This window comes from Micromonospora sp. CA-244673, from assembly GCF_050948395.1.
In the GTDB taxonomy this organism is placed as follows: Bacteria; Actinomycetota; Actinomycetes; order Mycobacteriales; family Micromonosporaceae; genus Micromonospora.
The window spans coordinates 3967746-3979662 of sequence record NZ_CP192019.1; the positions used below are offsets into that span (position 1 = coordinate 3967746).

Consider the following 11917-nt stretch of genomic DNA (forward strand, 5'->3'; position numbering starts at 1 on the left):
TTACCTCAGAACCTGCTTGCCACCGTCGACCAGCTGCGTGCCGAGCTGGTCCAGGGTGATCTTGTTGGCGAAGTACTGCTGGAGGGCCGGGGTGGCGTACTTGGTCTTCCACTCCGGGTAGCCGTCGGCCTTCTGGAACGGGGCGACGGTCAGGTCGGCGGCGCTGTCCGCGGCGACGTCCCAGCCCTGCTTGCCGTTCGTGAGCTTGACCAGCTCCTGGTTGGCCTGCTTGCCGGTGGGCACCAGCCAGTCACCCTTGGCCAGGGCGGCCATGTTGGTCGGGTTCAGGAACCACTCCAGGAACTGCGCGGCCTGCTTCTTGTGCTTGCTGTCCTCGGCGATGGACAGGGTCTGCGGGTTGGCCGCCTGCTTGGCGGAGAGGCCCTTGATCGGCGGGAGGGTCACCCACTCGAAGCCGGCCGGGGCCTGCTCGACCATCTGCTGGCGCAGCGAGACCGAGCCGGGGAGCATGGCGTACTTGCCGCCGAAGAAGCCGGGCAGGGTGTCCGCGCCGCTCATGCCCAGCGCCTCCGGGGAGGCCGACTTGCTGGTGTAGAGCATGTCGTGGATCCGCTTCGGCACCTCCTTCTCCGCGTCGCCGACCTTGACCTCGGTCTTGCCGCCGTCGCTGTAGAAGAACTTGCCGTCGTAGTTGAGCGCCAGGTTCAGCACCCGGTTGGTGGGCGACTTGAGCGCCCACGCGGCGCCGTACTGGCCGGGCTTGGTGAGCTTCTGGGCGTTGGCCTGGAACTCGTCCCAGGTCCAGCCGCCGTCGGCGGGCGGGACGGCGATCCCGGCGGCGTCGAGGAGCTTCTTGTTGGCGATGACGACCTGCGACTCCAGCAGGAACGGCACGCCGGTGACCTTGCCGTCGAAGGTGGCGGTGTCCCAGACGCCCGGGTCGATCTGGCCCTTGAAGTCGTCGCTGAGCAGCTTGGAGACGTCGGTCAGGTAGCCCTGCTTGCTGAACTCGCCGATCGCCGAGGCCTCGTAGTGCACGACGTCGGCCACGTCGCCGCCCTCGAACGAGGTGACGAGCTGGTCGTGGATGGAGTTCCAGTCGCCCTGGACGTACTCGACCTGGATGTCCGGGTGCTCGGCATTCCACTTGGCGACCAGGTCCTTGTTGGCCTGCAGCGACTCCTTCTGCCACGCGAGGCTGAGGAAGCGCAGCTTGACCGGGCCGGACGAGTTCTCGTCCTCACCGCCGCCGTCACCGCACGCGGTGAGGGCGCCGAGCCCGACGACCGCGACCGCGGCGGCCGCGGCGAGTCGACGGAACCTGCTACGGAGCATGGGGGATTCCTCCTTGGTGATGGGTGTGGGGGATGTGGTGGTCAGCCCTTGACCGCGCCGGCGAGCGACCCGGACGAGAGGCGGCGTTGCATGACCGCGAAGAAGATCAGGCTCGGCAGGGTGGCCAGCAGTGAACCGGCCGCCAGGGGGCCCAGGCGGGCGGTGCCCTCGATGCCGACGAACCGGGCCAGGGCGACCGGCAGGGTCGCCAGCTCGGGTGTCTTGACCAGCACCAGCGCGAAGAAGAACTCGTTCCAGGCGGAGATGAAGGAGAACAGCGCGGTCGCCACGATGCCGGGCGCGAGCAGCGGGAAGACCACCCGGCGCAGCACCTGGAGCCGGCTGGCGCCGTCGACGCTGGCCGCCTCCTCCAGCTCGCGCGGGATGTTGCGGACGAAGCCCTGGAGCATCCACAGGGCGAACGGCAGCGCCCAGACCACGTAGATCAGCACCAGCCCGGCGTGGGTGTTGGCCAGCCCGACCTGCCGCAGGATCAGGAAGATCGGGATGATCAGCAGCACGAACGGGAAGAGCTGCGACAGCAGCACCCAGCCCAGCGCGACGGTGCCGAGCCTGGTCCGGAACCGCGCGAGGGCGTACGAGGCGGGCAGCGCGACCAGCACGGTGAGCAGCGCCGAGGCGAGCGACACCTGGAGGCTGTTCAGCGCGGCCCGGCCGAGCTGCTGCTCGGTGAAGGCCTGCACGAAGTTCTGCACGGTGGGGTTGCTCGGGATGAGCGTGGGGTGCAGCCGCACCAGCTCGCGCGGCGGCTTGAACGCGGTGGAGAGCAGCCAGACCAGCGGGAACCCGAGGAAGACCAGGTAGCCGGTCAGCGCGACGTACTGGAGGGTCCGCCCGGTGCGGCTCGGCTTTCCGAACATGTCAGTTCGCCTCCCGGAGTCGGCGCCGCAGGTAGACCGCGAGCAGCGCGACGATGATCACGACCATGACGTTGCCGAGGGCGGCGGCGTAGCCGTAGTTGCCGTAGCGGAACGCCTCCTCGTAGGCGAAGAGCATCGGCAGCATGGTCTTGCCGCCCGGCCCGCCCGCGGTGAGCACGTAGACCAGGCCGAACGAGTTGAAGTTCCAGATGAAGTCCAGCGAGGTGATCGCCACGACGACGGGCGCGATGGCGGGCAGGGTGACGTTGCGGAACCGATGCCAGGTGCTCGCGCCGTCCACGGCGGCCGCCTCGTGCAGCTCGCGTGGCACGCCCTGCAACCCGGCGAGGAGCACCACGGTGGTCTGCGGCATGCCGGCCCACACGCCGACGAGGATGACCGCGGGTAGAGCGGTGCTGAAGTCGCCGAGCCAGTTGGTGCGCAGCCCGTCCGCGCCGACGCGGTGGAAGAACTCGTTCAGCAGCCCGGCGTCCGGGTGGTAGACCAGCTTCCACAGGATGCCGACCACCACCGGGGGCATCGCCCAGGGCACCACGGCCAGCACCCGGGCCAGCCCGCGGAAGCGCAGTTGCTGGTTGAGCAGCAGCGCCAGGCCCAGGGCGAGCACGAACTGGAGCACGGTCACCCCGACCGCCCAGAGCAGGCCGATCTTGAACGAGTTCCAGAACAGCTCGTCGCCGAGCAGTTCGCGGTAGTTGGCCAGCCCGGTGAAGCTGATCTCGACGTTGCGGCCCGCCCGGGCGTCGGTGAAGCCGAGGTAGATGCCCCGCACCAGCGGGAAGACCGACAGCACCACGATGGGCAGCAGGGACGGGAGCAGCAGCAGGTAGATGCCGAGCCGGTCGGAGCGGGACCGGGCCTTGCGGGGCCCGTCGGCGCGGGCGACGTCGGGCCGTTCGGCCACCGTGGTCATGCCGTCACCTCCGGGGTACGCGGCGCGGGCGCCGGCTCGGCCGGCGCGGGAACGAACAGCGGTGCCGTTGCGCTGGAGGCGCGCACGGCGAGGCTGGGGGCGACCTGCTCGCGGCGCGGCGGCAGGGCTGGGTCGGCGATCCGCTGGAGCAGCAGTTCGGCGGCGCGGCGACCGCGCTCGGCCGAGCCGAGGGAGACGCTGGAGAGCTGCGGGAACATCATCCGGGCCAGCTCGGTGTCGTCCATCCCGACCAGCGCCACGTCGTCGGGGACGCGCCGGCCGGCGGCGAGCAGGGCGTGCAGCGCGCCGACGGCGATCAGGTCGTTGGCGCAGACCAGCGCGTCGGGGGCGGCCCGGGCGAGGAGGCGTTCGGTGGCGGCCCGGCCGGCCGCGTACCGGAAGTCGCCGACCTCGACGAGGCGCTCGTCGAGCGCGATGCCGTGCCGGGCGAGGGCGGCCCGGAAGCCGGCGTCGCGGGCCGTGCCCGGCACGGTGTCGAGCGGGCCGTTGACGAAGCCGATCCGCCGCCGCCCGGCGGCGACCAGGTGGTCGACGGCCAACCCCACGCCGGTACGCGAGTCGGTGCGGACGTTGTCGACGGGCGCGTCGGCGGCGAGCTGCCCGACCACGACCACCGGCACCGGGCTGTCGACCAGCGCGGCGAGGTGGTCGTCGGTGACCCGGATCGGCGAGACGATCATCCCGTCGACGTAGCGGTGCGCCAGCCGGCGCAGCAGCGCGGTCTCGTTGTCGATCCGCCCGCCGGTGGCGTGCACCAGGAGCTGCCGCCCGGAGGCGGCGACCACGGACTCGATGGCCCGCATCATCTCGACGTACACCGGGTTGCCGATGTCCTCGACGGCGAGCGCCACGAGGCCGGTGCGCTGCGACTGGAGGGAGCGGGCGATGGCGTTGGGCACGTACCCGACCTCGGCCGCGGCCTCGCGCACCTTGCGGATGGTCTCCGGGCTGCCGCCGACGCCGTTGAGCACGCGCGAGGCGGAGGCGATGGAGACACCGGCGCGGGCGGCGACGGTGTGGACGGTGGGCCGGCCGTCGGCCGACTCCTGTAAACGTTTACGACCCACGCCCCGCACCTCCAGCTGCTTGCTGTAAACGTTTCCGGGAGTCTGCGCCCAACGGAACGACGAGGTCAAGGGCTCGTTACGAAAACGTTTCCAACAGTGCTGGCCTAGCTAGTTCCACTTCAGCTCGCCGAAGTGGCGGCATCCCGCGGGCCCCGACCCCGCCAGCTCGGCGAGATGGCGGCAAGTCAGCGTCGGGCTGCCGGGGTGCGGGCGGCGAGCGGGCGGCCGGTGAGGCGGCGGATCGCCAGGTAGGCCTCGCAGCCGAGGCAGAGCCCGAACGCCGCGTTGAGGAACGCCGCGGCGAGCGCCGCCGCGGTGGCCACCAGCCCGAGCAGCGGCACGCCGGCCAGCCAGCCGATCGCGCCGGCCGTGGCGAAGGCGAGGCCGACGAGCTGGGCGAACCGGACCGGGGCGGCCGGCTCCAGCTCGGCCGGCGGGGCCAGCCGGGGCGCGACCAGGGCGCGGAAGAGCAGGCCGTACGGGCCGGTCCGCGGGTGGACGGCGGTCAGCGCGAAGACGACGGCCTGGGCCAGGACGAGCCAGCCGGAGCCGGTGACCAGGGCGACGGCGAGGACGACGGTGGTGACGGCGGCGGCGAACCGCGGCCCGCGAGGGTCGAGCAGCATGAGGGCTTCCGTTCGGTGGCGTGGGGGTCGGTCAGGCGGTGGCGACCGGCGCACAGAGGCTCGCCGCGAGCCGCCCGTGGTCCACGACCCGCCGCCGGATCAGCCGGACCCCGGTCACGCCCCCGCCCCGGCGGTGAGCGGCGCGAGCGCGGCGAGCAGGTCCGCCCGGTCCGGGACGCCCGCGGCCCGCCGGACGATCCGGCCGCCGCCGTCCACCAGCAGCACCGTCGGGGTACGCCAGACGTCCAGCTCGCGGGCCCGGTCGAGGTGCTCCTCGACGCCCACCTCCAGCAGGGTGACGCCGTCGAGCCGCGCCGCGACGTCCTCGAGCACCCGGCGGGCGGCCCGGCAGGGCGCGCAGACCGGGGCGGAGAACTGGACCAGCGTGACCACGCCGGGGCGGACCCCGAGAGCGGCCAGCGCGGCCCGGTGCGGCGCGTGGCCGGCCGGGGACACGGCCCGCAGCCGGCCGTCGCGGCGGCGTCGCCACCAGCCGAAGGCGGCGGCGGTCGCGAGCACCGCGACGAGCACCAGGACACCGGTCAGGCGGGGTGGCTGCACGGCTCCAGGCTGCCACGGCGACCGGCGGCGGAGGGCCCGCCGTCCCAGCCACCGGACGTGACATCGCCTACTCCCGCGGTAGGAGAGCAGGTCCCGCGATCAGCGATAGTCGCATTTGTCCTCTGGCGCGCCGGCCGATTCTGGCAATATTCTCCACTTCGCGCGCAGCAGTTGGAGTTCCTTTACATGCCCGCACACCCGTCGGGCCATTGAGGAGATGCCATGCACTTCGACCACCCCGAGCTGGACCGTCGTACCCTGCTGCGGGCCGGCCTCGGCGCCGCCGCGGTGGCGGTCGTCGGGAGCGAACTCGCCCTCCCCGCCGCCGCGCAGGCCGCGCCGGGCGCGGACCTCGACTGGATCATCAGCTGCGACGAGTGGGGCGCCCGCCCGCCGGCGGACCCGCTGTCGATCAGCGCGATCGCGACCAACAAGATCATCGTGCACCACATGGCGTTCCCGAACAGCACGGACTACTCCGAGGAACACGCCAAGCAGCTCGCCCGCGACTGCCAGGACCTGCACATGGACACCAACCGCTGGTCGGACACCGGCCAGCACTTCACGGTCAGCCGGGGCGGCCACGTCCTGGAGGGACGGCACGGCAGCCTGGAGCGCCTGCAGGCCGGCGACCGGCAAATGATCTCGGCGCACTGCCCCGGCGAGAACGGCCGGGCCATCGGCATCGAGAACGAGGGCACCTACGTCACCGAGACGCCGCCCGAGGAGCTGTTCGACTCGCTGGTGAAACTCTGCACCGCCATCTGCCGGCAGTACGGCCTGCACGCGCACGACATCTTCGGCCACTGGGACTTCCGGGCGACGCAGTGCCCGGGCGCGATGTTCTACCGGGAGTTCCCGGCCCTGCGCCGCCGGGTCTTCCGCAAGCTCGGCACCCACCTGGCCGACGTGCCGGCCCGCCGCTGGCCGGACATCTGGCGCTTCGTGGGCGGCCCGGTGGTGCAGGTGGCGCAGTACCTGCTCACCTTCCGCGGCTACACCGTCCCGGTCACCGGCGTGTTCGACGCCGCCACCGTGGCGGCCGTGGCGGACTGGCAGGCGCGCAACGGCATCCCGGTCGACATCGACGCCACCCTCACGGCCCCGACGTGGGAGACCCTCGCGCCCGAGCTGGACAAGGACGCCACCGGCATCCCGGTGCAGGCCGTGCAGTTCATGCTCAACCTCAAGGGCTACGCCGACGTGACGGTCACCGGCGTGTACGACCACCCGACCAAGAAGGCCCTCCAGGACCTTCAGCGCCTGCACGGACTGGCGCCGAACGGCAAGGTCAGCACCACCACCTGGTGCGCCCTGGTGGGGGGTGTGGTGCGTCAGTCGTTCCAGAAGAACTGACGGCGCACCGGCGGGGAAGACGGTGGGGGTGGCAACGGCGCCACCCCCACCGTTGCCGTCCACACTCGCCCGTCGCGCCTCGTAGGCCGCGGCCCGTCCCTCTGCGACGATGCCCAGGTCACAACACCGAGGAGGCGAGACGATGACGTCCAGACTGAATCCGTACCTGAGCTTCCGGGACAACGCCCGAGAGGCGATGGAGTACTACCAGCGGGTGTTCGGCGGCGACCTGCGGATGAACACCTTCGGCGAGTTCGGCAACCCGGACCCGCAGTTGGCCGACCGGATCATGCACGCGCAACTGGAGACGCCCAGCGGTTTCACGCTGATGGCCTCGGACACACCGCCCGGGATGGAATCCACCCCGGGCACCAACATGGCGATCAGCCTGAGCGGCGACGACGCGGACGACCTGCGCCGCTGGTGGGAGCAGCTCGCCGAGGGCGGCACCGTCACCATGCCGCTGGAGAAGCAGATGTGGGGCGACGAGTTCGGCATGTGCGTGGACCGGTTCGGCATGTCCTGGATGGTGGACATCGGTCAGCCCCAGGCCTGACCGCCGGGCTGAGGTGGCCCGAACGGCGGTGTCCACGGTGGCGTGACCGGCGTTAGCGTACGCCGATCAAGGATCCCGCCGGGAAGGACGACAGTCATGGACGGCAGCCTTCGCGCACACCTCCGACGCCTCGCCAGGCTGGCCACCGCGGCCGCCCTCGCGGTGGCCGGCCTGGGCCTCGTCGCCCCGCCCGCACACGCGGAAGCCGGGCCCAAGGTCTCGGTGCTGACCCGCAACCTCTACCTGGGCGGCGATCTCACGCCGTCGATCGGGGCGCCGACCCTGCCGGCGTTCCTGGCCGCGAACGCCGCCCTGCTGAGCCACGTGGACCTGGTCGACTTCCCGGCCCGGGCGGCCCTGATCGCCGACGAGATCCGGGAGCGCAAGCCCGACCTGGTCGGCCTCCAGGAGGTGGCCCTCTGGCGCACCGGGCCGCTCGGCGACCCGGCCCCGGCCACCGAGGTCCGCTACGACTACCTGGCCCTGCTGATGGCGCAGCTGGCCGGGTCCGGCCACCGGTACGACGTCGTCGTGGTGCGGGACGAGGCGGACCTGGAAGCCCCGGCCGGGGCGCCGCACCTGCGGGACGTCCGCCTCACCATGCGGGACGTGATCCTGGTGCGGCACGGCGGCCGGATCAAGGTGAACGCCACCTCGTCGGGCAACTTCGTCAACAACCTGGTCTTCCCCCTCGCCGCCACCGGCGGCACGGCCACGAGCACCCGCGGCTGGACGGCCGTGGACGCCACGCTGGGCAACCGCGCCTTCCGGTTCGTCAACACCCACCTGGAGGCGTTCCACCCCGGTGTCCGCCTGCTGCAGGCCCAGGAGCTGCTGCGCGGCCCGCTGAGCGTGCCCGGCCGGCTGATCCTCCTCGGTGACCTGAACAGCGGGCCGGACCTGCCCGACCCGAACAACCGGCTGGCGTACCTCGCCCTGGTCGCCGGCGGGATGGTCGACACCTGGCCGATCCTGCACCCGGGCGATCCCGGCAATACCTCCGGCCTGGGCGACGACCTGACCGAGCCGGCCGACGACGTCGAGCACCGGATCGACATGGTGCTGATCCGCGGCACGGTGGTGCCGGTGTCCAGCGAGGTCTTCGGCACCGAGCGGCAGACCCCCTCCGGCCGGTGGCCGTCCGACCACCTGGGACACCAGGCCGTGCTCGCCCTGCCGTAGTTGATCCGAAACGTCGGCATTCGCGCCTGGTGAACGGCACCTATCCCGAGGCATGGAACGCCATCAATCATTACCCGGAGGTAGACATGAGTCACTCTCACCTCCGGGTGTGACGCCCGGGCACGGAGGGCGAGACGTCGGCAAGCGGTAGCCGGGCGCAGCCCCGGCCCGACTCCGCACATCCCGGAGGATCCGCCATGCCCCGTCCCACCACCCGTGCCCGGCTCGCGGCCCTGGTCGCGACCCTCACCGCGGCGGCGAGCGCCCTGACGGTCGTCCCACCGTCACCGGCGCTCGCCGCCACCACCTTCGCCCCCGGCGACTACTGCCTCGGCCAGTGCGCCGACATCCTGCCGCCCGGCGAGAACGGCAACGCCACCCTCGCCGCGATCCTCGCCCACCAGGCGCTCGGCACCCGCCCCGCGCACTCCAGCGACCAGCTCGACGAGTACGCGAACCTGGTCTACGGCTACGCCGGGCTCACCGACGAGCAGATCGCGCAGTTCTACAACGACGCCTCCTTCGGCGTGCCCGACGGGCAGGTCGAGAGCACCGTGCGGCCCCGCGCCGACGTCACCATCGTGCGCGACAAGGCGACCGGCGTCCCGCACGTCACCGGCACCACCCGCTCGGGCACCATGTTCGGCGCCGGCTACGCCGGGGCCCAGGACCGGCTCTGGGTGATGGACCTGCTGCGGCACGCCGGCCGGGGCACGCTCACCTCCTTCGCCGGCGGCGCTCCCGGCAACCGCGAGCTGGAGCAGAGCATCTGGGCCAACTCGCCCTACACCGAGGCGGACCTGCAGGCCCAGGTCGACGCGCTGCGCCAGAAGGGCGCCCGGGGCCAGCAGCTCTACGACGACGTCATCGACTACATCGCCGGTGTCAACGCCTACGTCGACAAGTCCATCGCCGACGACAACTACCCCGGCGAGTACGTCCTGGCCGGCGCCGGCAAGCCGACGCACTTCACCATGACCGACCTGATCGCCACGGCCGGCGTCATCGGCGGGCTGTTCGGCGGGGGCGGCGGCTCCGAGATCCAGTCCGCCCTGGTCCGGGTGGCCGCCCGGGCGAAGTACGGCGCCACCGAGGGCGACCGGGTCTGGCAGGCGTTCCGGTCCCAGAACGACCCGGAGACCGTGCTGACCCTCCACGACGGGCAGAGCTTCCCGTACGGCGCCACCCCGCCGGGCGCGACCGGTGCGGTGCTCCCCGACGCCGGCAGCGTCGTGGCCGAGCCGCTCGCCTACGACCCGACCGGTGGGGCGACCACCGCCCGGGCCGGCGGCGGCAGCGCCAGCACGGAGGGCCTGCTCAGCAGCCTCGCCGGGCTGCGGTCCCACGGGATGTCCAACGCCGTGGTGGTCTCCGGCCGGCACACCACCACCGGCAACCCGATCGCCGTGTTCGGCCCGCAGACCGGCTACTTCGCGCCGCAACTGCTCATGCTCCAGGAACTGCAGGGGCCGGGGGTCAGCGCCCGCGGCGCCGCCTTCGCCGGGCTGAACCTGTACGTGCTGCTCGGCCGGGGCCAGGACTACGCGTGGAGCGCCACCTCCGCCGCCCAGGACCTGACCGACACGTACGCGGTGCCGCTGTGCACCACCGACGGCAGCGCCCCGACGCTCGCGTCGACCCGCTACCTGTGGCACGGGCAGTGCGTGGCCATGGAGGTCATCGAACACCGCAACTCGTGGTCGCCGACGCTGGCCGACTCCACGCCGGCCGGCTCGTACACGCTGCGCGCCCTGCGTACCCGCTACGGGCTCGTCGCCTACCGGGGGCTGGTGAACGGGCAGCCGACCGCGTTCACGAAGCTGCGCTCGACCTACCGCCACGAGGCCGACTCGGCGATCGGCTTCCAGGCGTACAACGACCCGGCCGCGATGGGCTCGGCGGCCGCGTTCCAGCAGTCCGCCGCGAACGTCGGCTACGCGTTCAACTGGTTCTACGTCAACTCGACCGAGGCCGCCTACTTCAACTCCGGAGCCAACCCGGTCCGGCCGTCCACGGCCGACCCCAACCTGCCCACCCGCGCCGAGGCGGCCAACGAGTGGGTCGGCTGGAACCCGGACACCAACACGGCCACCTACACCCCGACCGCCGCCCACCCGCAGTCGGTGAACCAGGACTACTACGTCAGCTGGAACAACAAGCAGGCCCGGGACTTCGGCGCCGCCGACGGCAACTTCAGCTTCGGAGCGGTGCACCGGGCGCAACTCCTGGACGGCCCGGTGCGCGCCGCGATCGCCCAGCGCAAGCTGGGCCGGGCCGACGTCGTGCGGATCATGGCCGACGCCGCGGTCACCGATCTGCGGGGCCAGCAGGTCCTCGGCGACCTGCTCCGGGTGCTCGGCAGCGCGCCGGTCACCGACCCGGCGCTGGCCGACGCGGTGGCCAAGCTGCGGGCCTGGCAGCAGGCCGGCGCCCGCCGGGTGGAGACCGCCCCCGGATCCAAGGTCTACCAGCACGCCGACGCCATCCGGATCTTCGACGCCTGGTGGCCGCTGCTGGCCGCCGCGGAGTTCCGGCCCGGCCTCGGCCCGGACCTGTACGCCGCGCTGGTGGACGCCATCGAGGTCAACGAGGCGCCGTCCGGCGGCCAGAACGGCGGCCGTGACGGCAGCGCCGTCTGGGCCCTTGCGGGCCAGCCGCACAAGGGCTCCTCCTTCCAGTACGGCTGGTGGGGTTACGTCGACAAGGACATCCGCACCGTGCTCGGCGACCCGGTGGCCGGTGGGCTGGGCCGGCCGTACTGCGGCAACGGCAACCTCGGCGCCTGCCGGCAGAGCCTGCTCGACACCCTCGCGCAGGCGGCCGCGGCGCCGGCCACCACGGTCTACCCGGGCGACAAGTCGTGCGGGGCGGGCGACCAGTGGTGCGCCGACGCCATCGCCCAGTCCGGGCTCGGCGGCATCACCCACCCGCTGATCGCCTGGCAGAACCGCCCCACCTACCAGCAGGTCGTCTCGTTCCCGGCGCGCCGCGGCGACGACGTCACCAACCTGGCCCAGGGGCGCGCAGCGACCGCGTCGAGCACCCAGTTCCTCACCAGCCACACCCCGGACAAGGCGGTCGACGGCAGCCTGGGCAGCCGCTGGGCCAGCAGCTACAACGACAACCAGTGGATCCGGGTCGACCTCGGCTCGGCCCGCACCGTGGGCCGGGTGGTGCTGCGCTGGGAGGCCGCGTACGGCAGCGCGTACCGGATCGAGGTCTCCGCGGACGGCAGCGCCTGGCAGCCGGTGTTCAGCACCACGGCCGGCAACGGCGGGACGGACAACGTCACCCTCGCCCCGGTCAGCGCCCGCTACGTGCGGATGTACGGGGTCAAGCGGGCCACCTCGTACGGCTTCTCGCTCTACGAGTTCGAGGTCTACGGTCGGTGACACCGGCCGGCCGGCCGGCGGGACCGCACCCGCCGGCCGGCCACC

10 protein-coding genes are annotated in these 11917 nt (G+C 72.4%); 4 read left to right on the top strand and 6 right to left on the bottom strand.

Annotated elements, in window-relative coordinates; translation table 11 throughout:
- From ACQP12_RS18575 to ACQP12_RS18600, 6 genes are all read right to left on the bottom strand, one after another.
- Window positions 1-1296 carry an ABC transporter substrate-binding protein gene (locus ACQP12_RS18575; RefSeq protein WP_357946993.1) on the bottom strand — a complete coding sequence of 432 codons (1296 nt, stop codon included), beginning with the start codon at window positions 1294-1296 and terminating at the stop codon, window positions 1-3.
- A 41-nt stretch (window positions 1297-1337) separates the two neighbouring features.
- Window positions 1338-2177, bottom strand: coding sequence for a carbohydrate ABC transporter permease (locus tag ACQP12_RS18580; protein ID WP_433280496.1), 840 nt, complete (start codon window positions 2175-2177; stop codon window positions 1338-1340).
- Between the two features lies 1 nt (window position 2178).
- Entirely contained in the window at window positions 2179-3111 is a 933-nt protein-coding gene (locus ACQP12_RS18585; protein WP_357946990.1) for a carbohydrate ABC transporter permease, read from the bottom strand.
- Entirely contained in the window at window positions 3108-4199 is a 1092-nt protein-coding gene (locus ACQP12_RS18590; protein ID WP_433280499.1) for a LacI family DNA-binding transcriptional regulator, read from the bottom strand. Before ACQP12_RS18590 ends, ACQP12_RS18585 begins: the two co-directional genes overlap by 4 nt.
- A 185-nt stretch (window positions 4200-4384) precedes the next feature.
- Window positions 4385-4825 carry a DUF4395 domain-containing protein gene (locus tag ACQP12_RS18595; RefSeq protein WP_433280501.1) on the bottom strand — a complete coding sequence of 147 codons (441 nt, stop codon included), beginning with the start codon at window positions 4823-4825 and terminating at the stop codon, window positions 4385-4387.
- A gap of 114 nt (window positions 4826-4939) precedes the next feature.
- Complete coding sequence (locus tag ACQP12_RS18600; protein WP_357946982.1) at window positions 4940-5386, bottom strand: thioredoxin family protein; 447 nt, start codon at window positions 5384-5386, stop codon at window positions 4940-4942.
- 222 nt (window positions 5387-5608) lie between these two features.
- Between ACQP12_RS18600 and ACQP12_RS18605 the strand changes: the two genes are divergently transcribed.
- The 4 genes from ACQP12_RS18605 to ACQP12_RS18620 all read left to right on the top strand — a co-directional run bounded on the left by ACQP12_RS18605 (window position 5609) and on the right by ACQP12_RS18620 (window position 11872).
- A complete protein-coding gene (locus tag ACQP12_RS18605) occupies window positions 5609-6742 on the top strand; it encodes a peptidoglycan recognition protein family protein (RefSeq protein ID WP_357946979.1) in 1134 nt (377 codons plus the stop codon).
- Window positions 6743-6884: 142 nt separating this feature from the next.
- On the top strand, window positions 6885-7298 hold the full coding sequence (locus tag ACQP12_RS18610; protein ID WP_357946976.1) for a VOC family protein: 414 nt from the start codon (window positions 6885-6887) through the stop codon (window positions 7296-7298).
- Between the two features lie 96 nt (window positions 7299-7394).
- Window positions 7395-8480 carry an endonuclease/exonuclease/phosphatase family protein gene (locus ACQP12_RS18615; protein ID WP_433280504.1) on the top strand — a complete coding sequence of 362 codons (1086 nt, stop codon included), beginning with the start codon at window positions 7395-7397 and terminating at the stop codon, window positions 8478-8480.
- A gap of 197 nt (window positions 8481-8677) precedes the next feature.
- Entirely contained in the window at window positions 8678-11872 is a 3195-nt protein-coding gene (locus tag ACQP12_RS18620) for a penicillin acylase family protein (protein WP_433280506.1), read from the top strand.
- Window positions 11873-11917 lie beyond the last annotated feature (45 nt).